Raw genomic sequence first — 22,180 nt, forward strand, 5'->3', positions numbered from 1 at the left:
TTGAATATGACTTAATTATTTAATACTAGTAACCCAATTAAGTAGTTCATCAATGGGAATAATAGGATTAATATATATTTCACCTATTACAGAATGTTTTGGATCATTTAAAACACCATGGCAATCAGAACCACAAGAAGTAAAAAGTTTCTTTGTTTTTACTATTTCTAAAAGATTATTTGTTTGTTCTTCAGTATTTTGGGCATAAAGTGCTTCAATACCATCAAAATCAAATTTTAACATTTCTTTAAGCGGAGTCTTTTTAATATATATAGGATGAGCTAAAAATGCAAAAGCATTAAATCTTTTAAGAATTCCAATTCCTTCTTCAGTAGACATTTTTGTGGAAGCTACATAAGCCCTGCAATCATTTCCTATAATATTATTAAATATGTAAGTTGTATCATAAGGGTAGCCAGCATAAATTATAGCTTTAGCTATGTGAGGTCTAGTAATTGTATCTGTACCCCCAGCTAGAACCTTATTAATATCTAGAGTTATTTTAAAATATTTTTCTAGTTTTTCAACAATTTTATAGGCACGTTCAATTCTATGTTGCTTAATTTTATCAAGAATTTCTAATAACTCTGGGTTTTTATAATCATCACCTTTAAAAAAACCAAGAATATGAATAGATTCTCCATTGTGCTCAGTAGATAATTCGATTCCAGGAATTAATGTTATGCCAAGTTTTTTTGCCTCTTCAGAAGCTTCGAAAATTCCAGATACAGTATCATGATCTGTTAGTGCGAGATATTTGACTCCATTTTCAAATCCTTGCTTAACTACATCCTTTGGTGAAAACTTCCCGTCAGAGCTTGTTGAATGGGTATGTAGGTCATATATACTCATAATTAATAACACTCCTTTAAACTTATAGTTTTTTAAGACTAAAAGCTATGATATAATTTAAACATTATATTTATTTTAACATAAAAGATAAAATGTTTAAAATACTAATGGAGCTAAAAATATAGAAAGTTACTGAGGCTAGGGGGGATACTATGTTATTAATGATAGATAATTATGATTCATTTGTATTTAACTTGGTAAGATACATTGAGGAATTAGGCGAGGAAGTTTTGATATATAGAAATGATAAAATAACAATTGAGGAAATAGAAAAACTTGAAATAGATGGAATAATTATTTCACCAGGGCCAAAATCGCCAAATGAAGCTGGATTAAGCTTAGAAATAATAAATAGATTTAAAGGAAAGATACCAATACTAGGAATTTGCCTTGGACATCAGTGTATAGGACAATATTTCAAAGGGGAAATAGTAAGGGGGATAGAGCCTGTACATGGAAAGATAAGTTATGTAAGTCATAATAATAAGGGGATATTTGAAAATGTTAAAAATCCACTTAGAGTTACAAGATACCATTCTTTAATAGTTAAGAATGAAGATATTCCAAAAGAAATTGAAATTACTTGTAAAACAGAAGATGGTGTAATTATGGGGATTAAACATAAAGAGTATGAGATTTATGGGGTTCAGTTTCATCCTGAAGCAGAGATGACAGAAGAGGGCCATAAAATTTTAAATAATTTTATTCAAATAACTAAGAAAGATTCAAAAAAATAACTAGTCTGATTCTTTCAGTGACCTAAAAACTTTAAGAAAGGAAAACTGTAATATGAATTTCACTATAAAAGAAATAAATACAAGGTTAAATCCACTAGAGGTTTATAATATATTTAAAGAAGAAAAAGATACTATATTTTTAGATAGTTCAAAAGAAGATAAAAGGTTATCAAAATATTCATTTATAGGGGTAAACCCATTTTTGAATTTTTATTCAATGGGAAATAAAAGTTATATAAATAATGAAGCGGTTAATGGAGATCCTTTTAATGTTTTAGAAGAACTTATAAAAAAATATAAGGTTAAAATAGAAAGTGAATTACCCTTAGTGTCAGGATGCATGGGGTATATAGGTTATGATACTGGCAGAATTCTAGAAAATTTACCAGATATATCAGGGGAAGATTTTCAAATTCCAGATATGAAATTTGTTTTTTATAATAACATTATTATATTTGATATTATTAATAATAAAGTTTTTATAACTGATTTAGGAATAGAAAATAGTAGAATTAAAGATATAGAAGGTAGAATTTTGGATGGAATTAATCTTATAGAAGAAGAAGTTAAAATTAGCAATAATAAATTCTACTCAAACTTCACAAAAGAAGAATATAAAAAGGCAGTTAAGGACTTGAAAGATTACATAGTTAGTGGTGATGTTTATATTGCAAATATGACACAAAGATTTTATTGTAATAATAATGAGGATTCTTTTGAAATTTATAAAAAACTAAGAACTATAAATGAAGCACCTTTTTCAGCATTTATGAATTTTGAAGATTTTCAAATTATAAGTTCTTCTCCAGAAAGATTTATACAAGTAAAGGAAGGCTATGTAACTACAAGACCAATAAAGGGAACAAGACCTAGAGGGCATAATGAAGAAACTGATAATAAGAATAAAGAAGAACTTTTAAATAGTGAAAAAGATAAAGCAGAACTTTTAATGATTGTAGATTTAGAAAGAAATGATTTGAGCAAAGTTTGCAATCCACATTCTGTAAAAGTTACTGAAATCTTTACTTTAGAAGAATATGCAACAGTATTTCATCTAGTTTCAACAATAGAAGGAATATTAAAGAGAGATGTATCAGCAGTTAAGTGCATTAAAGAATGTTTCCCAGGGGGGTCGATAACTGGTACACCTAAAATAAGAGCTATGGAAATAATAGAAGAGCTTGAAATGCTTAAAAGAAATATTTATACAGGATCAATTGGATATTTTGATTTTAGAGGAAATGCAGATTTTAATATAGTTATTAGAACAATAGTTAAAAAGGATAATAGGGCATACTTTGGAGTTGGAGGAGGAATAACCTATGATTCCATTGAAGAAGATGAGTATAATGAAACACTAGACAAGGCTAAAGCATTAATGAGGGTGTTATAATGAGAAATATATATTTCAATGAAGAAAATATAACTTTAGATGAAGGATTACTTTTTGGAAGAGGTGCCTTTGAGACTATTTTAGTTAAAGAAGAACCTATACTTTTTTCGCAGCATATTAAAAGACTTAATAATGCTATTGAAGTTTTGAAAATTGGAGAGAAAATAGAAGAAAAGGAATTGTTAAATAAAATAAAAGAGTATGAAATAAAAGATAAAGCAGTTAAAATTTTAGTAACACAAAGAAATATAATTATATTAGAAAGAGAAATTAATTATAAAGATGATGATTATAAAAAAGGGTTTAAACTAAAATTGTCTAAAGTAATAAGAAATTCTACTTCATCACTAACTTATATTAAATCAATTAATTATATAGAAAATTTAATGGAAAACCAAAAAGCTAAAGAAGAAGGGTATAATGAAGTTATATTCTTAAATGAAAAAGGATTTGTAACAGAAGGTAGCACATCTAATATATTTATTATTAAAAAAGGAATTATATATACACCTAAAGTAGAATGTGGACTTTTAAATGGTATTTTAAGAAGCTTTATTATAAATAATTTTACTGTGATAGAAAAGGAAATAACACTAAAAGAATTGATTGAAAGTGATGAAATATTTATTACTAATAGTTTAGTTGGAATAATGAAAGTAACTTCAATTAAAGAAAATAGTTACATAGAAAATAATATAACTAAAAAGATTATATCAAAATATAAAGAGTATATAGGGTAGATTCAAATAAAATAACTAATCAAATTATGGAATATTTTATTAAAAATTCCTAGAATAAAACGGAGGATGTAAAAATGGTAGATAAAGAAAAGATTAGACAAGGGGCAAAGTTAATATTAGAAGCAATAGGGGAAGATGTAAACAGAGAAGGGTTACTTGAAACACCAGATAGAATGGCAAGAATGTATGAAGAAATATTTTCAGGAATTGGACAAACGGCAGAAGAGGTTTTATCAAAAACTTTTGAAGTTGAAAATAATGATTTAGTTATAGAAAAAGATATAACGTTTTTCTCTATGTGTGAGCATCATTTAGTGCCTTTTTACGGGAAAGCACATATAGCATATATTCCAAATGGTAGAGTTGCAGGGCTTTCGAAGCTAGCTAGATGTGTTGAAATTTACGGGAAGAAGCCACAACTTCAAGAAAAATTAACAAATGAAATTGCAGATGCTGTTATGAAGTATTTAGATGCAGAAGGTGTTATGGTTATTATTGAAGCAGAGCATATGTGTATGACAATGAGAGGTGTTAAAAAGCCAGGAACAAAAACTGTAACAACTACATATAAAGGTGTGTTTAAAGAAAATGCAGATCTAAGACGTGAAGTAATTTCTTTAATTAAATAGGTGATACTTTGGAAAGAGTAAATAAAATTTTGTATAATAAGAAATATAAAGACCTTTTAAATAAACTTAATGAAATTGAAAAAGAAAGAGTTTTTTGCAAACATAATATGGAACATTTCTTAGATGTAGCAAGAATAGCTTATATAAAAGTTTTAGAGGAAGGTTTAAATTATAATAAAGAAGTGATATATGCCATAGCTTTATTACATGATATGGGAAGAGTTCTTCAATATGAAAATGGAACGCCCCATGAGATGGGATCTATAATTATAGCAAAAGATATTTTAGATGAAATAGATTTTTCTTTGGAAGAAAAGGAATTAATAATAGAATCTATTAAAGACCACAGGGGAGAAGGTTCTTCGCAACTTTCGAAAATAATATCTAAAAGTGATAAACTTTCAAGAAAATGTTTTATATGTGATTCACAAAAAGATTGTTATTGGGATAAAAGCAAGAAAAACATGGAGATTATAATTTAGGGAGATGAGTAGTTATTTATGTGGAGATAATTAAAAAAGACTAGCATATTAATTAGTTATTTTAAAGAATTAAGTGACTAGTAAAATAGAGTCTTAGGAGGAAATATGAAAATAGGAAATAAGGAATTTAAAATAGGGGAAAGAACTTTTGTAATGGGGATTTTAAATGTAACTCCAGATTCATTTTCAGATGGAGGAAAATTTAATGAAATAGAATTAGCTGTAAATAGAGCTAAAAAAATGGTAGAAGAAGGCGTTGATATTATTGATATTGGTGGTGAATCTACAAGGCCAAATGCAGCATTTGTATCAGAAGAAGAGGAAATAAGACGAGTTGTTCCAATAATTAAAGCTATAAAAGAAGCTATGGATATAACTATTTCAATAGATACATATAAAAGCAAAACAGCAGAGGCTGCGATAAAAGCTGGAGCAGATATAATAAATGATGTATGGGGATTTAAAAAAGATAATAATATGGCGTGCATTGCAAATAAATACAAAGTTCCTTGTATATTAATGCATAACAGAATTAATAAGCCTTATAAAGATTTAATGAAAGATGTTATTTCAGACTTAGAAGAAAGTATAAAAATAGCCTTAGATGCAGGGGTGAAAAGAGAAAACATAATGTTAGATCCAGGTATAGGTTTCGTAAAAACCCATGAAGAAAATCTAATTGTTATGAATAATCTAGAAACTATTGTGAAAATGGGGTATCCTGTGCTACTAGGTACTTCAAGAAAATCTATGATTGGGCTCGCTTTAAATTTACCAGCAAATGAAAGGGTTGAAGGAACAGTTGCTACAACTGTAATGGGGATAATTAAGGGTTGTGATTTTATAAGAGTGCATGATGTTTTAGAAAATAAAAGAGCTTGTATAATGACAGATACAATATTAAGAGCAAAGTAGGGAGAAAGAGTTATGGATAAATTATATTTAGAAAATATAGAGATTTTTGCTTATCATGGAGTATTTCAAGAAGAAAAAACATTAGGGCAAAAATTTATAATAAGTTTAGAGTTAACATTGGATATGAGAGAAGCTGCCATCACTGGAGATTTAACTAAATCAGTTCATTATGGAGAGCTTTGTCATAAAATAGAAGAAGAATTTAAAAAAGAAAGCTATGATTTAATAGAAACAGCAGTAGAAAAAATAGCTGAATATATACTTTTCAATTATGATATGGTTAAATGCGCTAAAGTGATGTTAAAGAAGCCTTGGGCACCAATAGGAAGACATTTAGATTATGCAGCAGTAGAAATTGAAAGAGCTTGGCATAAAGCGTATATATCAATAGGAAGTAATATTGGAGATAAGAAGAAGAATATAGAAGAATCCATTGAAAGAATTGGAAATATAAAAGAAATAAGAGTTTCAAAAGTTTCAACATTAATAGAAACAGCACCCTGGGGAATTGAAGATCAAGATGAATTTGTAAATGGAGCTATAGAAATATCAACAACACTATCTCCTAAGGAACTTATAAGAACACTACTTAAAATAGAAGCAGAAATGAAAAGAGAAAGAATTTTAAGATGGGGACCTAGAATAATAGATTTAGATGTGGTTTTTTATGATGATTTAATTTCTAGTGATGAAGAAATAATATTACCTCATCCAAGAATGGAAGAAAGAATTTTTGTGCTTGAACCATTAAATGAAATAGCACCATACATGTTGCACCCAATAAAAAATAAAAGAGTATTTAAACTTTTAAGTGAACTTAAAGGTTAATAGTTATAAGGCAGAGGAACTTAGAAAAAATATAAATTGATAAAAATAAAATAAAAATAAAAATAAATAGAGAGAAGTTGGTTACGTTAGGTGACTCAATTTTCAATAGCAATTTAATGCTAGAGGATAACTGAGGTACATAATTAAATCAAAGTCTCTCTATTTTTATTTGGATTTTTAACCCTCATAGCCTTGTGATATTTTAGTTATAAATTCACAAAATTTATAAATGTTATAATAATCAGGAACATCTTCCATAGAAATTGTATCCTCTGGGAAGGTTCCATCCCATGGATATACAGATAGCTCTTTTTCATTATAGGCATTTATAACATATTTAGAATCTTCAAATTCAATTATTAATTTATATCGAGGCTCTAACTTAGAATCTATTTCAATATTGAAATTTGGGTCTTTCAAATTTTCTATAAATTCAAGAACAATACTATGCTCACGGGTGTTTACATTAAAATATTTATATACATTCATATCAAATATTTTTAATGTATAGGGTTCATCTTTAGATAATTTACTATAAATTTCTCCAGTATAAAAATGAGTATTTGGTTTGGTTTTTAGTGATATGTACTCAGGGTTTTGAGCTACTGTGCATCCAGGTATAATACAAATAATCATTAAAATTAAAATCAATTTTAAGTATCTCATAATAATCCTCCAATTATAAAAAAGTTCTTTATTAATTTATTCTAAGTAATATTTTTTTAGAACAAATTAAGAAATTAAGAATAAAATGTAATTATCAAGTGAATCTTAGTTTGCGGTGGAGTTTACTAAAGAATAATATATCCCTCTAGCTAAATATTAGAAGGATTTATAACTTGGAGTATAAATAATTTTTCTTGGAGGGGAACTTTTGAAGTTTGGAGTTGACGTAAACAACGAATACATGTGCAAAAGAGTGTTAGAAAAAATAAAAGACAGTGGTAATATAATTGTAGATTTAACAGTGGAAAAGTGGCAAAACAAAGGTCAGGAAGTATTTAAAAAAGTATTACTTGCAAATATCACTAATATTGGCTTTTATATTGGAATAGAATATAATAAAAATCATGAAGAATGTAAAATATTTTATAGCAATAATGAATACTCTAAAACTTGTAGCTTTAAAGTAAAGGAAAGTTTAAGTGGTGAAATTCAAAATATAACTTGCGAGGATGGGACTTATTTATATTTAATAAAGAATATGAATTCACCAGGAGTTTATATAAAAATTCCTTTAAGAGAAAATAATGAAGACAATATTAAAATAGTAGACAATATTATAAAGCAAATAATAGGTGCTCTTAGCAAATAACTCCCTAAAATTATTAGGGAGTTATTTTTGATTTAGGGATATAAAAATAGACTAGCACATTGATTATTTACTTTTTGAAGTTTCAATATATAAGGAATCATAAAATAAATAAAAAATAAGTTATCTATCAATGTAATAATTTTATGATTTATTAAATAAAGATAATATAAGTTAGCAATTTAAGGAGTTCAAAAAATGCATATTATAGCAACGATAGGCCCTAAATCTATGGAGAGACATGTATTAAAAGAATTTATAGAAAGTGGCGCAGACATATTTAGATTAAATTGTTCTCATTTTAATGAGGATGAATTTAATAAGATAGTTAATTATGCAAGGGATATTAATAAAGATATAAATATAGTAGCAGATTTATGTGGGAAAAAAATTAGAATTTCAGAGGATCTTACTAAGGTTTATAAAATATTTGATGGAGAATATGTTTATTTTTGTGGAGAGGACTTTTATAGCATAATAGAAACAGAAAGTATGAATGATATGAAATTAATTCCGTTAACAGTAAAGGCAGAATCATTAATAAATAGTGATATAAAGAATATATCACTTAAAGATAATACAATGAATTTTGAAATAATAGAAAAGAAACAAGGTGTAATAAAAGCAAAAGTGATTAGTGGAGGCGTTATTCGTGGTGGAAAAGGATGTAATATTCCAGAACTAGATAAAAGTGATGTGTTCTTAACAAATAAAGATAAAGCTGATATAGATTGGGCTTTAAGTAAAGGTATAGATATTATTTGTCAATCATATGTGGATGATAAAAGTGATATTGATATAGTAAATAAATATATAAAGTCTAAGATTGGTAAGAGTAATAAATATAAAAAACCTAAAATATGGGCTAAGGTAGAAACTCAATTAGGAATGGAAAATTTAAATTCTATATCAAATAGAGTAGATGGAATAGTTATAGGTCGAGGCGATTTAGTGCCTGAATGTGGAATGCTAAATTCTATAGAATTACAAAATGAGGCTATAACTGATTTGGTGCATAAGGGGTCGCCGGTTATTATTGCAACGCATTTGTTAAATAGCATGAAAAATGGAGATAGACCAACACTGCCTGAAATAGAAAGTATCTATACATTTGTAAAATCAGGAGTTTCAGGTTTTATGCTAGCAGGAGAAACATCTATAGGAAGAACTCCAACAAAGACTATAAAATTTTTAAAGGAAGTGATTAGTAGGTATGAAAAAATAGAAGGGGAATAGCATAGAAAAAAATAATTAGTGTTACTATAAAGAAATATTCTAATAATACGATAGTATATGTATACCAAAAAGGATAAAGGGGAGAAAAATATGTATACTGTTTTACACGTAGAACAAAGTGAATTCTTCTTAAGAATAGGAAAAAATATAATCGAAGAAAAAAATTATAGATATATCGCTACTAATGATATTAATGAAGCTAGTAGTATATTAAGAAATAATAAAGTGGACCTTGTAATAACATGCTTATATCCAGAGGGTGGAAATATAGAAGATTTTATAAAAGAAGTAAATAGTAAATATGAAGTACCTATATTTGTAGTTACAAGTAATAATATAGATGCTCAAAAGAAAGATTTAATTAATTTAGGAGTAACTGAATATATTCTTAAAAATGATTTTGAAGATGAGATAGGAAAACATATAAATTATGTGTTTCAATATGATCAATATATGAATGACCTAAGAGAAGTAAAAATAGCTGTAGTAGAAGACAGTATGTTTGAAAGAGAAAGACAAAAAGAAATATTTGATAAACATGAGATTGAAAATGTAGATTTTTATGAATCAGGTAGAGAACTTGTAAATAGTGGGAGAGTATATAATATATATTTAATTGATATTATATTGAAAGATGAATTTGGAAAAGATCTAATAAGAAATTTAAGAATTAATAATATAGAAGCAATAATATTAGCAGTAACAGCACTAGATAATTCTAAGACATTAGCTAGTATTTTAGATGTTGGAGCAAATGATATTATAAGCAAGCCTATTAATGAAAATTTATTTATAGCAAAATTAAAATCAAACATTAGAGTATATACTTTAAATAAGAAAATACAGATGATGTTAGAGAAGTAGAACTATAATACAAATTATTATAATTTTTGTGACATAACTGACACAAAGTTAAGGTATTATATGATTGTTGAGAAATTTTACATTACAATCCTTCTTTTTAATATTATATAAAAGACATCTTCAAATTAGAAGATGTCTTTTTTTTATTTTCTTTAAGCTTTCTTAATGTATAAAAAAATACACGGGTATCATATTAGACGTAATCATAATTAGTGACTTAAATCATTGATATGATGATTATGGGGTGCTATAGGAAACAATATAGAGTCTTTCTAATATTATAGAATTAATTAAAAAGCAAATAAAAGCAAAAATTATTTTATAATATTTAAAATAATTATAAAAATGTTAAAAAAAAATACAAAGTAATGAAAAGAAGTATAATAACAAAAAGAAAAATAAAAAATATTATAAAACAACTTGCAATATGTCGAATAATAGTTTAATATAGTAATTGTAAGAAGTACATAGGTGTTAAACAGAGCACAGTTACAACTTACAAGTTAGTAATAACTAACAATTAGTTTAGATAGAACCCCAAATAACTTTTGAAAATACATATTCCCCATAAGTATTTTCACACTCATACCCTTTTTTTTAACAGAGCGTACTTGGTACGCTCTGTTTTGTTATAAAGAAAAATAAGTTATTTATATAATCTAATTAATAACAAATACTTAGTTAATAAGGATATAATTTAAGAAATTTAAAAAATGAAAAGTAAAGATGCAATTTATGCACAAAATAGACTAGTATATATATAGTGATTTTTTTGAAAAAATATTATATATATTGATAAATGTATATGTAATGAAAATAAAATTGTTTGAATTGAAGAATAAACTTGAATATATATAGATGGTATTGTATATTTAATTAAAACACCTTTATCAAAGGAGGGAAAGTTACTATGAAATATGAAGATAATGCAAAAATATTTAAAGCTTTAAGTGATACAAATAGACTTCAAATAGTTCAATTATTATCTTGCGAAGAAAAATGTGGTTGTGAATTGTTAGAAAGCTTTAAGTTTACACAGCCAACATTATCTCATCATATGAAGGTTTTAATCGAAAGTGGCTTAGTGAACACTAGAAAAGAAGGTACTTGGAATCACTATAGCTTAAATAATATAAATGCAAATAGATTAGTATTATTTTTGATGAATATAGTAACTAATTAATTATGGAAAAAATAGATTTAACTAAAGGAAAGGTTTTAAAAGTTTTAACTGCATTGACATTACCTATAATTGGAAGTTCGATTTTGCAATTTACTTATAATTTAGTAGATATGCTATGGGTTGGAAGACTTGGAAGTAATGCTGTTGCAAGCATTGGTTCATCAAGTTTTTTTATAGGACTTGGTTATTCAATTAGTGCATTAGTTGTTACTGGAACAGGTATAAAAGTAGCTCATGCAATTGGAAAAAAGAATGAGGATGAGATAAAAGCATATATAAATGCAGGGTTAATTTTAAATACAGTAATAGCATTAATTTATGCCTTATCACTTATTTTTATTGGAAAGAATCTTATAGGAATTTTAAATTTAGATAATGCAATTGTAGAGAAGGATGCGTATTTATATTTGGCTGTTAGTGGACCTATGATGTTTTTTTCGTTTTTTAATATTTTATATATAAGGATATTGAATAGTTTTGGAAATAATAAAAGTGCTTTAAAAATAAGCGCAATTGGAATAATAATAAACATAATATTAGATCCTATATTTATTTATGGATTTAAATGGGGAGTTACTGGAGCTGCAGTTACAACTTTAATTTCTAATTTGTTTATGTTTATAATGTTTCATCTTAAATTTAACAATATGTTTAAAATTAATCTAAAAGATGGAATAGATTATAATAAAATTAAAGAAATTGCCAGGTTAGGATTACCAATGTCTTTTCAAAGGGTATTATTTACTTTAGTAAATATAGCGTTAGCAAGGTTAATAGCAAAATTTGGAGCCGAAGCAATTGCAGCACAAAAAATAGGTTTGCAAATAGAATCAGTAGTCTATATGGTCATTGGTGGATTAAATGGAGCAATATCAAGCTTTGTAGGCCAAAATTTTGGGGCTAAAAAATATAAAAGAATTAACGAAGGATATAATACAGCCTTAATTATTGGAATTATATATGCTTCAATTACAACTGTAATATTCATATTTACTCCAGAATTATTAGTTAAAATATTTATAAGAGAGGAATCTACAATAGTAATGGCTAGCAACTATTTAAGAATAATTGGAGTTTCACAAATATTTTGCACAATAGAAATGATTTCAAATGGAATGTTTACGGGGCTTGGCATGCCAAAAATACCAGCAATTATAAGTATTGTATTCACATTAATTAGGATACCTTTAGCATTAGTTTTAACAAGGTATTTAGGCATAAGTGGAATATGGTGGAGTATATCAATTTCGAGCATATGTAAAGGAGTTTTAGTTTATTTAATTTATAAACTAAAAATTTGGAAGGATGATGAAAATGTTACATGTTCTTAAGACATTTAGAGAAAATAAAGAAATATTAAAAGGGACTTTTGGAGTAGAACGTGAAGGTTTAAGAGTAGATTTATATGGAAACTTATCAGAGACTAAACATCCTAAACTATTTGGAGAGAAACTTTCTAATCCTTATATAACAACAGATTTTTCGGAAAGTCAGGTAGAGCTTATAACTCCTACTTTTAATAGTTTAGAGGAAGTTTATGATTTTTTAAATTCTCTTTATAATATTACAGCATTAGAGCTTGAAGATGAATATCTTTGGCCGCAATCAATGCCTTGTAATATACCTGATGATGAAAATATACCAATTGCAGATTTTTCAGGGGAAAAGGAAGGGGAAAAAGCCAGAGATTATAGAGAGAAACTTCATAAAAAATATGGTGGGAAAAAGCAATTAATATCAGGTATTCACTATAACTTTTCCTTTAATGAAAAAATAATCAGACATTTATATGACAGCGAAAATACTAATGAAAGTTATAAAGAGTTTAGAGATAATATTTATTTAAAGGTAGTAAGAAACTATCTTAGATATAGGTGGTTTCTTATTTATATTTTAGGTGGAACTGCTGTTATTCATGAAAGTTATGCAAAAGAATGTGTAAAAAAGTTACAAGAAATTTCAACAGGAAGCTTTACAAGTGAAGGTGCTTTATCCTATAGAAATAGTGAGTGTGGTTATAGAAATCATATAGATCTATTTCCAAACTACAGTACTGTTAATGAGTATGTAAATAGTATAAAAACCTTTGTTAATGATGATGTAATAGAAAGTCATAAGGAGCTTTATAGCCAAATAAGATTAAAAGCTAGGGATAATAATGATTTTTTAAATTCCTTATCAAAAGATGGTATAGATTATTTAGAAATTAGAAGTACAGATATAAATCCTTTTGACAAGGCTGGCATAAGCCTTGAAGATTTAAAATTTATAAATATATTTACTATATTCTTATTAACAGAAGAAGAGAATAATTATAGCTCGTGGCAAGAAGAAGCACTATATAATCAAAATATCATAGCGAGATTTGGTCAGCAAAATGTAATGCTTAGAAATAATGGAGATCAAATTATTAAAGAAAAATGGGCATTAAATATATTAAATAAAATTGAAGAAATAAATAAGGAATTAAACCTAGATCATGAAAATATTATTGGAAATGTTAAGGATAGAGTTTTAGATCCAAGGTTAACATATGCTTATAGGATTTCTGAAATGGTTAAAGAAAATGGATATATAAATGGTCATTTAGAATTAGCTAAAAAGTATAAAAAGGAAGCTTATAAAGATAGGTTCAAATTATATGGCTATGAGGATTTGGAACTTTCTACACAAATTTTAATGAAGGAAGCTATTAAAAGAGGGATAAAGGTTGAGTTAATAGATAGAAGTGAAAATTTCATTTCTCTTCGTACTAATAATAAAGTAGAGTATGTGAAAGAAGCAACAAAAACATCAAAGGATAACTATGTTAGTGTTTTAATGATGGAGAATAAAGTTGTTACAAAAAAAATTCTGAAAGAAAATAATATAAATGTACCTAGGGGAGAAGAGTATACTTCTTTTGAAGAAGGAAGTAGAAATGCTAGAGAATTTTCAGGTAAACCAGTAGTTATTAAACCAAAATCAACGAATTTTGGAATCGGAATAAGTATTTTTTCAAAAGGAACAGATGAAGAGGATATAATAGATGCTTTGAAAATAGCTTTTAAATATGATAATACAGTTTTAGTGGAAGAGTTTATTAAGGGAAAAGAATATAGGTTTTTAGTTATAGGGGATGAAGTTGTTGGGATACTTCATAGAGTTCCAGCTAATGTACTCGGAAATGGAAAAAACACTATAGAAGAATTAGTTAAAATTAAAAATCAAAGCGTTCTTAGAGGAAAGGGTTATAAAACACCATTAGAAAAAATAGATTTAGATGAAAATGCAAAACTTTTCTTAAAGCAAAAAGGTTTAAAATTCAATTATATTCCTAAGTTAAATGAAGTTGTATATTTAAGAGAAAACTCAAATATAAGCACTGGTGGAGATAGCATTGATTATACAGATGAAATACCTAAAAGGTTTTTTGATATTGCAATAGAAGCTGCAAAAGCCTTAAAAGTAAATATTTGTGGAGTTGATATGATTATTGAAGACTATAAAGATGAAAATTCAAATTATGGAATAATTGAATTGAATTTTAATCCTGCAATACATATTCATTCTTATCCATACAAGGGAAAAGAACGAAATGTAGCAGAAGCTTTGCTAAAGGTGTTGGAATTAATAAAGTAAATAAAATTTTTTAAAAAGGTACTTAGCAAAAATGCTAAGTACCTTTTTTACTGAAGTAATATATGGACAGAATACAACAATACTGATCTATTAGTTATTTACAGATATATTAATAAGGTGTGATATAGTAAACTCATATTTTATTAAGGTTGAAATTATTTTTTGAAAATATCTAAAATATAAGATTTAAATTCTTCGAAGGTTCCCTGAGTAATAGATGCACCTTTATTAATCTTTTGGCTGTTGAAGTTGTATTCCGCAGAACCATAATTTAATCTTGGGCTTAAAATAGTAATACTAGAATCTGTGATTCTATAGATTCCACTAGATCCCACAACTTCTTTGCAGAGTTCTATAAAACTTACACAAGTTTCAATATTTCCATTTGATGCTACGGTTAAAATAAAGTGGAAGAAATCAAATCCACCTCGAAGTCCTATCATTTCACCTTTGGACAAGTAAAATACTTTTCCGGTAGTATAGAAATACTTCATTGGTCCGAAAGTGATAGTCTTATAATCATTGTTAATTTCTAACCCGTTGTCTTTATATTCTAGAATGCTTTTTTCAATACTTTCCCAACTTTTTGTTTCAGAAGTTGAAGAGGTAGTTGCAATTATTTGTTTGAATTGATAAACTGCATTATCAAAATCTGTTCCTGTTTTTATAATTGATTCATTTAAGGTTAAATTGAATTCGCCATTTTCGTATGTTAAAGCTATTTTATTATTCATATTAATCTCCTTTCATACTTATATAATAATAATTATTATATCATAATAAATTTTATTTATATAGTGAATATTGATTTGCTTTTATAATATTGAATAGTTATTTATTTTACGGATCCTTATATAAAAATGAATAAATAATCTATATAGAGGAACACTAGTAACAAAAATAAATTATGTGAATATTATACAATGGAGGAATTTTAAAGCTATGTTAATTACAAAATGAAAAACAATATTTATATAGAGACAGGAGATGGAGATTATGGTGAAATTTATAAAAGATTCTAGTTATAAAAATATACAAAAGAAATTTATTTTACTTTATAGTTTAAACATATCCGATATTATATTTACATTGCTACTATTACAAACAGGCTTATTTAGGGAATTTAATGGGGTTATGGCACAAGTGGTTGAAAAGCCAATGTTTTCTTTATGTTTAAAGGTAGTATTGGTTGGAGTTTTCGTATTTATAATATGTAAACGAATGGTAAGTGCTACAGAAAAGCAGTTAAGGACATCTAATGTAATTATTAGTGGAGCAGTAGCTGTTTATGGAATAATAAATTTACTACATATCTCATATATGTTTTTATATCTAAGTATATAAAGAATATACAAATAAATACTTAAACATAATTATATAGGGTTGTTAATGGATTGTCTTTTAGGATATACTTAGAGTGTATAAATTAAGGTGGATATTTAAAGCTTTATATTTATTAGGTAGAAGAGAAATTTTAATATATAAGAAATGAAGGAGAATTTAAAATGGATTTAAAGAAAGCATTAAATAGCGTAGGGAAAGGTAGCTTTATAAAATTTTATTATGAATATAAAGCATATGCAGATGCACCTAGTGAAGCGAAAAAACAAGAACTTGGAAAGAAACTATTAGAAAAGAATCCAAATGCTAAAGCAATAGAAGGGCAGTTTATTAGAATAGATTATGCAACTAGCATATTTAATAATAAAATGGAGAAAGAAGCTTTGACTCAGATTCTAGAATCAAATGTTTCAGATATAATTAAGGAAAGAACTAGAGAATTAAGAGGAAGAATATAAAACATATATATTAGGTATAGTTGAAAAAAGATAAGCAAACTCACTTGTTATTTATTTGGATATGCCTTACATAAAATACAAGCCGCTAACTACAATGATTTTGAGTTAGCGGCTTATATTAAGTTGAATTTATTTGGTTTCAAATTGAATAGTAAGATATATTTTATAAGCCCGTACCTTGACCACGTCCAGCACCGCCATTACCTTTATGTTCTCCAGTGCCAGCTTTTCCGTTAGAGCCGAAACCAGACCTCATACCTTTACCAGTTTTTGATGTGGCTGTTCCATCACATGAAGTTTGTTTTTCAATAATAGCAGAAATTATTTCATCTGCTTTATCTTGTGTGATTGTGCCAGCAGCTACCTGAGCGTTTAAATTATTTTTTTTCATTTCAAGTTTTTCAGCTTTGAATTCTTCAAGTTTACCTGCCTCTTTTGCAATTGCACCATAATTCTTTCCTGTTTCTGATTTTTCAGCAGTAACGCTCTCTACTGTTTTTCCTGTAATTCCTGCAACTGCCTCAGCTGGAGTTTTGTAGTTTGAAGCCGCAAATGCCGTTACAGATGTTGTACCTATTGTAAATAGAATTGTTCCTAATGCCATAGCTTTTTTAAAATTTGTCATTTTAAATGACCTCCTTAATAATTTAATTTGATTTTGTTTTTTTATAATTTGTTTTCTGGTATATTTATATAATAGCTTATGGTTATGGCGAAACTGTGTTTTAAGTTTTATGTTTTTATGACATTTTATAAGGCACAATCAAATAAATAATAGACCAGTATGCTAGCCTATTTTGTGTAATACTGCGTCAGTAAATTCTTAGATAGCCCAGTATCTGTGAATTTACTTCCTTGTCTTACACAAAATATTCGTCGCATCTTTGGTCTATTATTTATTTTCAAGTGCCTAATTGGAAAAATATAAATTTATCACATAAAAAAAGGTTATTTCATTTCAAATACAAAATGAAATAACCTGCTATATCACATCTGGAATATAAACATTGCACCATGACCCTCATCACTTTGTGCAGTTAATTTTATGTTGTGTCTATCAGCTATTTGTTTTGCTATTGCAAGCCCAAGACCTGTACCTGTTTTATTTTGCTCTGAGCGAGATTTATAAAATCTATCAAAAATATAAGGCAAATCCTCATTGGGAATACCTATACCAAAGTCGCGAATAGAGATGGTTTTATTTTTAAAGATAACTTCGACAGTAGCATTTTCAGGTGAAAACTTAATAGCATTATCAAGCACAATCATAAGCATTTGACGAAGCCTACCATAATCACCATTTATAATACAGCTTTCATTATCTTTATCTACATTAATTTTTATGCTCTTGTTGTCTTTAATATGGGATGCACTTCTTATAGCATCATCTATGACATCGCAGATAGAAATTTCTTGCTTATCAATAACAAAGTCTGGATTTTGTAGCTTTGATAGATCAAGTAAATCACCTACAAGCCTCTGCAGAAATAGAGTTTCTTTTAGCATTTGATTATGATAGTTCTCTATTTGTATTGGGTCGGTAACTATTTTTTCAACTAGTGCTTCAAGTGAGCCTCTCATAACAGTAATTGGAGTTCTAAGTTCATGAGATATATTAGATACAAAATCCTTTCGCATTTGTTCTAAGCCTTCACTTTGGCGACTTGCCATGTCTAAACGGTTAGCTAAAATGTCCATTGTATCAGAAAGCTCTCCGATTTCATCATTTTGATTTATATTATTTTTTGCTGTATAGTCACCACTTGCAAGTTGCAATGCAGTATTTTTCATTTTTCTAAGGGGTTTTGTAAAAGTAATAGAAAATCCGATAGATAATAAAAACGCAAGGGTTAGGGAGACTAAAATACTAATTGATAGTACTGTAAATCCTTGAGATACAGCTGCATTTATACCATTCACAGGAGAATGAAGTAACACAACACCAATTATCTTATTGTTGCTATTTTTAATTGGTGTACCAACTGTTAATGTAAGCTCAGACAAAATATTACTAAACTCTTCGCTAAAAGCAGTCTGGTCTGCAAAAACCTTTTTAATAAGAGTATCTGCATTTTCTGGTAGATCAGAATAATTATATTTATTACTAATCATACCTTTTTTTGTTCCACCTGTAATAAGATTTAAGTCCTCATCCACAATCCAAACATCAGTTCCAGCAATGTCACCTATAAATCTCATATAGGCACCATAACCACCCATGTTATTTCCTTTATCCATATATAGAGAGATGGTGGTTGCTATAGATGTTGCACGAGTAGCTAATTCGTTCTTGTGGATTGCTATTGTATGATTTTTAAATAAAACCATAAAAACACTACCAATTATTATTGAGAAAACAAGTAGTGCAATTGCAAAATAACTACTCAATTTCAGTGCTATCTTATTCTTAAACATCTGATAATACCTCTAGTTTGTAGCCAACTCCCCATATTGTTTTTATATCCCAAGTTTTATGCTCAAATTCATCTAGCTTTGCACGAAGTCTTTTAATATGGCTATCTACAGTTCGATTATCACCTAAATAATCATATCCCCATAGGCTACTTAGTAAATTATCACGTGAAAAAACTTTGTTTTTGTTTGTGGCAAGTGTCCATAAAATCTCAATTTCCTTTTTGGTTAAAGAAATATCTATATTATTAATTGATATGCTATAATCAGCAAGGTTTATTTTTAAGTTATCAAACTCAAAAGTTTGTAATTGTTTTTCATCATCACGGCTAATTCTACGTAAAATAGCCCTTACTCTTGCCATAACCTCACTAGGAGAAAATGGCTTTACGATATAATCATCAGCACCAATATCAAGACCCATAATCTTTTCAAAATCCTCACCTCTTGCAGTTACCATAATCACAGGTGCATTAGAGATTTTACGAATATCTCTACAAACATCAAAACCATCTTTTTTTGGCATCATAACATCAAGTAAAACTACGTCAGGCTTTTCTTCTATAAATTTGGTGATAGCCTCTAAACCATCAAGAGCTATTATGGGTGTATATCCTTGACTTTTTGAATATTCTTCTAAAATAGATGTGATCTGTTTATTATCATCAGCTATTAGTATTTTTATCATAGTGGTACCTCCTTTTTGGAACTATTGTACCATGTATTTATGGCGAATTTATGTTTTAAGATGAATTTTTTTGAAGCAATTTTAAATGGTCAAAAAAGTATGGAATATGTCGATTTAAAGTTAATACACTCGAAATATTTTTAAAAAATAGTGAATTGCAATTTACATAAGAGGAATAATATAATAGAATTAAATAAATCAATTGAAGTTTATGGTAATAATAATGGGGGTTGAGAAATTGAAAAAGAAATTATATTTGAAAGATGTTATTGATATAAATGCTTTTCAAAAAATACAAGATGATATAGCAAATGCTACAGAAATGTCTATAATAACTGTTGACTATAAAGGTAAGCCTGAGACTAGGCATAGTAACTGTAGTGAGTTTTGTAAGATTATGAGGGCAAGTGATTTATATTCTAAGTTATGTGAAAGATGTGATTCACGTGGTGGGTTAGAGGCAGATAGACTAAAAAAGCCTTATATATATAAATGTCATAAGGGTTTAATAGATTTTGCTACTCCTATTATTGTTGATGGACAGTATTTAGGTTCAGTAATGGCAGGTCAGGTATTGATGAGCAATGATACTATAGATTTAGAGAATATAGTACATATAAAAAATGATTTTGATGATTTGGAAAAAAGTGAAAAAGAAAAATTGTCAAATGCTTATAGTAAATTACCAGTAGTTAGTTTTGAAAAAATACAGGCAGTAGCACAAATGATGTTTCATATAAGCAATTATATTGTAGAAGAAGCTGTAGCTAAAATGGTTCAAATGGAGCTTGATGAAAAAAAAGTAAAAATTGCAGAAGCACAGAAAGCTCAAGCAGAGCTAGAGAAAGAATATAAGGCTTCTCAATTAAAAGCTTTGCAGTCACAGATAAACCCACATTTTCTATTTAATGTGTTGAATAGTATTTCATCACTTGCTATATTTGAGGAAGCTCCAAAAACCCAAGAGGTTATATATGATTTATCTAACATGTTAAGATACACTTTGAAAAGAGCTGATAAAATAGTTTCTTTAGATGAGGAATTTGATTATATAACTTCATATTTAAATCTTCAAAAAGTAAGGTTTTCAGATAGATTAAACTATGAAATTAACATAGATCCCCAGTTTAAAAATATAAAAATACCCTTTATGGTTCTTCAAAATTTTGTGGAAAACTCTGTTATACACGGACTTGAGACAAAAGAAGAGGGTGGGTATATAAAGATTTATGTAGAGGATAAAGTTGAATCTGTAATAATATATATTGAAGATGACGGCATAGGTATAAATAAAGATCAACTTAATGAAATGCAAAAAGAGCTGCAGATAAAAAATGATAATAATTTAGATAAAATAGGTATAAATAATGCTAATAAAAGGATGGCTTACTATTATGGAGATAAATATGAAATAGATATAACTAGTAAAATAAGAGTTGGAACTTTAGTTAAAGTAACTATTTTGAAATAAGGGTAGGTAGGAGTTGTGTAAATGTTTAAGATAATGATTGTAGATGATGAGATTTTGGAGAGGCAAGCTTTGAAAATGATTATAAATAATTCTCAATGTGGAAAAGTTATAGCTGAAGCCTGTAATGGGAGAGAAGCTATAGAATTAGATAGAAAATTTAATCCGGATATTATAATTATGGATGTTAAAATGCCCGGAATAGATGGAATAAAAGCATCGCAAATAATAAAAGAACAAAATTCAAATAAGATTATAATAATGATTACAGCTTATGATGATTTTGAACTGGTACATAAAGCGCTGGTTCTTGGAGTAGATGACTATATACTAAAACCAATAAAACCAGATAATTTAATAAACATTTTAAATAATTTCTTTGTTAATTTTAAAATTAACAAAGAAGTCTGTGACCCAAAAGTGCTTAACGAAGATAAAGAAATACCTATTAAAGCAGCTATAGAATATATACACAATAATTTTAGTAAAAATATAACTTTAGAGAAAACGGCTTCAATTTGCAATTTGAGTCCTTGTTATTTTAGTAAGATGTTTAAGAAACAGGTTGGAGTTACCTTTATTTCATATGTTAATGATATTAAAATAAACAAGGCAAAAGAGATCCTAGAAAATCAAGATATACCAGTGCTTAATGTAGCTTTAGATTTAGGTTTTGAGGATTGTGGATATTTTATAAGAGTATTTAAAAAATCTCAAGGAGTTACACCAAAAAAGTATAGAGAAGCACATCGAGAAGGGTAAAATGATATAAGCTACTTTGCTAACAATTATTATTTAGTTAATTGTTAGTAAAGAGCTTTTTTTTTTACCACATAAATAGGATTTTTTTACGTGATGCACAAAAAACTTCGATTTAATTGATATAAATTAAACAATATAATGCAAGAACAACACAAGAATTTGTAATGGAATTTAGAAGAAGCTGTATTATAATTTATATATTGATAAAAACATAACAAGAACAAAATCCTTTTTAAAAGTTATGTTAAAAGTTATATGA

23 protein-coding genes are annotated in these 22,180 nt (G+C 27.4%); 17 read left to right on the plus strand and 6 right to left on the minus strand.

Annotated features, from left to right (window positions below; all coding sequences use genetic code 11):
* Positions 1-15: 15 nt before the first annotated feature.
* A complete protein-coding gene (locus J1C67_RS12665; RefSeq protein WP_167867474.1) occupies positions 16-852 on the minus strand; it encodes a PHP domain-containing protein in 837 nt (278 codons plus the stop codon).
* Positions 853-1,004: 152 nt separating this feature from the next.
* On the opposite strand from J1C67_RS12665, the gene J1C67_RS12670 reads away from it, so the two are divergent.
* The 7 genes from J1C67_RS12670 (at position 1,005) to folK (ending at position 6,576) form a co-directional block, all read left to right on the plus strand.
* On the plus strand, positions 1,005-1,589 hold the full coding sequence (locus J1C67_RS12670; RefSeq protein ID WP_167867475.1) for an anthranilate synthase component II: 585 nt from the start codon (positions 1,005-1,007) through the stop codon (positions 1,587-1,589).
* Between the two features lie 52 nt (positions 1,590-1,641).
* Positions 1,642-2,982 carry an aminodeoxychorismate synthase component I gene (pabB, locus tag J1C67_RS12675; RefSeq protein WP_167867476.1) on the plus strand — a complete coding sequence of 447 codons (1,341 nt, stop codon included), beginning with the start codon at positions 1,642-1,644 and terminating at the stop codon, positions 2,980-2,982.
* Positions 2,982-3,722: an aminotransferase class IV gene (locus J1C67_RS12680; protein WP_167867477.1), complete on the plus strand. Its 741-nt coding sequence runs from the start codon at positions 2,982-2,984 to the stop codon at positions 3,720-3,722. Before pabB ends, J1C67_RS12680 begins: the two co-directional genes overlap by 1 nt.
* A gap of 74 nt (positions 3,723-3,796) precedes the next feature.
* Positions 3,797-4,351 carry a GTP cyclohydrolase I FolE gene (folE, locus tag J1C67_RS12685; protein WP_167867478.1) on the plus strand — a complete coding sequence of 185 codons (555 nt, stop codon included), beginning with the start codon at positions 3,797-3,799 and terminating at the stop codon, positions 4,349-4,351.
* A gap of 8 nt (positions 4,352-4,359) precedes the next feature.
* Positions 4,360-4,833, plus strand: coding sequence for an HD domain-containing protein (locus J1C67_RS12690; RefSeq protein WP_167867479.1), 474 nt, complete (start codon positions 4,360-4,362; stop codon positions 4,831-4,833).
* Positions 4,834-4,938: 105 nt separating this feature from the next.
* Positions 4,939-5,748 carry a dihydropteroate synthase gene (gene folP / locus J1C67_RS12695; RefSeq protein WP_167867480.1) on the plus strand — a complete coding sequence of 270 codons (810 nt, stop codon included), beginning with the start codon at positions 4,939-4,941 and terminating at the stop codon, positions 5,746-5,748.
* A gap of 12 nt (positions 5,749-5,760) precedes the next feature.
* Positions 5,761-6,576 carry a 2-amino-4-hydroxy-6-hydroxymethyldihydropteridine diphosphokinase gene (folK, locus tag J1C67_RS12700; protein WP_167867481.1) on the plus strand — a complete coding sequence of 272 codons (816 nt, stop codon included), beginning with the start codon at positions 5,761-5,763 and terminating at the stop codon, positions 6,574-6,576.
* Between the two features lie 177 nt (positions 6,577-6,753).
* Here folK and J1C67_RS12705 read toward each other — a convergent pair whose 3' ends face one another.
* Positions 6,754-7,242, minus strand: a complete 489-nt coding sequence (locus J1C67_RS12705; RefSeq protein WP_167867482.1) for a DUF4883 family protein — start codon at positions 7,240-7,242, stop codon at positions 6,754-6,756.
* Between the two features lie 208 nt (positions 7,243-7,450).
* Between J1C67_RS12705 and J1C67_RS12710 the strand changes: the two genes are divergently transcribed.
* From J1C67_RS12710 to gshAB, 6 genes are all read left to right on the plus strand, one after another.
* Positions 7,451-7,891, plus strand: coding sequence for a hypothetical protein (locus J1C67_RS12710; RefSeq protein WP_167867483.1), 441 nt, complete (start codon positions 7,451-7,453; stop codon positions 7,889-7,891).
* A gap of 195 nt (positions 7,892-8,086) precedes the next feature.
* The gene (locus tag J1C67_RS12715; RefSeq protein ID WP_089965242.1) at positions 8,087-9,124 is read left to right on the plus strand and encodes a pyruvate kinase; all 1,038 of its coding nucleotides are present in this window, start codon (positions 8,087-8,089) and stop codon (positions 9,122-9,124) included.
* Positions 9,125-9,214: 90 nt separating this feature from the next.
* Positions 9,215-9,988: a response regulator gene (locus J1C67_RS12720; protein WP_167867484.1), complete on the plus strand. Its 774-nt coding sequence runs from the start codon at positions 9,215-9,217 to the stop codon at positions 9,986-9,988.
* A gap of 910 nt (positions 9,989-10,898) precedes the next feature.
* Entirely contained in the window at positions 10,899-11,171 is a 273-nt protein-coding gene (locus tag J1C67_RS12725) for an ArsR/SmtB family transcription factor (protein WP_089965245.1), read from the plus strand.
* 2 nt (positions 11,172-11,173) lie between these two features.
* Positions 11,174-12,502: an MATE family efflux transporter gene (locus J1C67_RS12730; protein WP_167867485.1), complete on the plus strand. Its 1,329-nt coding sequence runs from the start codon at positions 11,174-11,176 to the stop codon at positions 12,500-12,502.
* Positions 12,486-14,792: a bifunctional glutamate--cysteine ligase GshA/glutathione synthetase GshB gene (gshAB, locus tag J1C67_RS12735; protein ID WP_167867511.1), complete on the plus strand. Its 2,307-nt coding sequence runs from the start codon at positions 12,486-12,488 to the stop codon at positions 14,790-14,792. Before J1C67_RS12730 ends, gshAB begins: the two co-directional genes overlap by 17 nt.
* A gap of 155 nt (positions 14,793-14,947) precedes the next feature.
* Here the strand turns inward: gshAB and J1C67_RS12740 are convergent, their stop codons facing one another.
* Positions 14,948-15,526 carry a hypothetical protein gene (locus J1C67_RS12740; RefSeq protein WP_167867486.1) on the minus strand — a complete coding sequence of 193 codons (579 nt, stop codon included), beginning with the start codon at positions 15,524-15,526 and terminating at the stop codon, positions 14,948-14,950.
* Between the two features lie 262 nt (positions 15,527-15,788).
* Here J1C67_RS12740 and J1C67_RS12745 point away from each other — a divergent pair, with 262 nt between their 5' ends.
* Both J1C67_RS12745 and J1C67_RS12750 read left to right on the plus strand, forming a co-directional pair.
* Positions 15,789-16,136 (plus strand): DUF5658 family protein, encoded by a 348-nt coding sequence (locus J1C67_RS12745; RefSeq protein WP_167867487.1) that lies wholly within the window; start codon positions 15,789-15,791, stop codon positions 16,134-16,136.
* Between the two features lie 161 nt (positions 16,137-16,297).
* Entirely contained in the window at positions 16,298-16,591 is a 294-nt protein-coding gene (locus tag J1C67_RS12750) for a hypothetical protein (RefSeq protein ID WP_089965254.1), read from the plus strand.
* A 163-nt stretch (positions 16,592-16,754) separates the two neighbouring features.
* Here J1C67_RS12750 and J1C67_RS12755 read toward each other — a convergent pair whose 3' ends face one another.
* From J1C67_RS12755 to J1C67_RS12765, 3 genes are all read right to left on the minus strand, one after another.
* On the minus strand, positions 16,755-17,216 hold the full coding sequence (locus J1C67_RS12755) for a hypothetical protein (protein WP_167867488.1): 462 nt from the start codon (positions 17,214-17,216) through the stop codon (positions 16,755-16,757).
* 362 nt (positions 17,217-17,578) lie between these two features.
* Positions 17,579-18,979, minus strand: a complete 1,401-nt coding sequence (locus tag J1C67_RS12760) for a sensor histidine kinase (protein WP_342356935.1) — start codon at positions 18,977-18,979, stop codon at positions 17,579-17,581.
* Positions 18,980-18,998: 19 nt separating this feature from the next.
* The gene (locus J1C67_RS12765; protein ID WP_167867490.1) at positions 18,999-19,691 is read right to left on the minus strand and encodes a response regulator transcription factor; all 693 of its coding nucleotides are present in this window, start codon (positions 19,689-19,691) and stop codon (positions 18,999-19,001) included.
* Positions 19,692-19,929: 238 nt separating this feature from the next.
* Between J1C67_RS12765 and J1C67_RS12770 the strand changes: the two genes are divergently transcribed.
* Both J1C67_RS12770 and J1C67_RS12775 read left to right on the plus strand, forming a co-directional pair.
* On the plus strand, positions 19,930-21,162 hold the full coding sequence (locus J1C67_RS12770) for a sensor histidine kinase (protein ID WP_167867491.1): 1,233 nt from the start codon (positions 19,930-19,932) through the stop codon (positions 21,160-21,162).
* Positions 21,163-21,183: 21 nt separating this feature from the next.
* On the plus strand, positions 21,184-21,921 hold the full coding sequence (locus tag J1C67_RS12775) for a response regulator transcription factor (protein WP_167867492.1): 738 nt from the start codon (positions 21,184-21,186) through the stop codon (positions 21,919-21,921).
* Positions 21,922-22,180: the final 259 nt, after the last annotated feature.

It is taken from the genome of Clostridium gasigenes, from assembly GCF_017348895.1.
Classification (GTDB): Bacteria; Bacillota; Clostridia; order Clostridiales; family Clostridiaceae; genus Clostridium; species Clostridium gasigenes.

What these genes read in the sequence shown, in the direction of transcription:
- J1C67_RS12665 (WP_167867474.1), bottom strand. Translation starts at nt 852, where the DNA reads ATGAGTATATATGACCTACATACCCATTCAACAAGCTCTGACGGGAAG.
- J1C67_RS12670 (WP_167867475.1), top strand. Translation starts at nt 1,005, where the DNA reads ATGTTATTAATGATAGATAATTATGATTCATTTGTATTTAACTTGGTA.
- pabB (WP_167867476.1), top strand. Translation starts at nt 1,642, where the DNA reads ATGAATTTCACTATAAAAGAAATAAATACAAGGTTAAATCCACTAGAG.
- J1C67_RS12680 (WP_167867477.1), top strand. Translation starts at nt 2,982, where the DNA reads ATGAGAAATATATATTTCAATGAAGAAAATATAACTTTAGATGAAGGA.
- folE (WP_167867478.1), top strand. Translation starts at nt 3,797, where the DNA reads ATGGTAGATAAAGAAAAGATTAGACAAGGGGCAAAGTTAATATTAGAA.
- folP (WP_167867480.1), top strand. Translation starts at nt 4,939, where the DNA reads ATGAAAATAGGAAATAAGGAATTTAAAATAGGGGAAAGAACTTTTGTA.
- folK (WP_167867481.1), top strand. Translation starts at nt 5,761, where the DNA reads ATGGATAAATTATATTTAGAAAATATAGAGATTTTTGCTTATCATGGA.
- J1C67_RS12705 (WP_167867482.1), bottom strand. Translation starts at nt 7,242, where the DNA reads ATGAGATACTTAAAATTGATTTTAATTTTAATGATTATTTGTATTATA.
- J1C67_RS12715 (WP_089965242.1), top strand. Translation starts at nt 8,087, where the DNA reads ATGCATATTATAGCAACGATAGGCCCTAAATCTATGGAGAGACATGTA.
- J1C67_RS12720 (WP_167867484.1), top strand. Translation starts at nt 9,215, where the DNA reads ATGTATACTGTTTTACACGTAGAACAAAGTGAATTCTTCTTAAGAATA.
- J1C67_RS12725 (WP_089965245.1), top strand. Translation starts at nt 10,899, where the DNA reads ATGAAATATGAAGATAATGCAAAAATATTTAAAGCTTTAAGTGATACA.
- J1C67_RS12730 (WP_167867485.1), top strand. Translation starts at nt 11,174, where the DNA reads ATGGAAAAAATAGATTTAACTAAAGGAAAGGTTTTAAAAGTTTTAACT.
- gshAB (WP_167867511.1), top strand. Translation starts at nt 12,486, where the DNA reads ATGTTACATGTTCTTAAGACATTTAGAGAAAATAAAGAAATATTAAAA.
- J1C67_RS12740 (WP_167867486.1), bottom strand. Translation starts at nt 15,526, where the DNA reads ATGAATAATAAAATAGCTTTAACATACGAAAATGGCGAATTCAATTTA.
- J1C67_RS12745 (WP_167867487.1), top strand. Translation starts at nt 15,789, where the DNA reads ATGGTGAAATTTATAAAAGATTCTAGTTATAAAAATATACAAAAGAAA.
- J1C67_RS12750 (WP_089965254.1), top strand. Translation starts at nt 16,298, where the DNA reads ATGGATTTAAAGAAAGCATTAAATAGCGTAGGGAAAGGTAGCTTTATA.
- J1C67_RS12755 (WP_167867488.1), bottom strand. Translation starts at nt 17,216, where the DNA reads ATGACAAATTTTAAAAAAGCTATGGCATTAGGAACAATTCTATTTACA.
- J1C67_RS12765 (WP_167867490.1), bottom strand. Translation starts at nt 19,691, where the DNA reads ATGATAAAAATACTAATAGCTGATGATAATAAACAGATCACATCTATT.
- J1C67_RS12775 (WP_167867492.1), top strand. Translation starts at nt 21,184, where the DNA reads ATGTTTAAGATAATGATTGTAGATGATGAGATTTTGGAGAGGCAAGCT.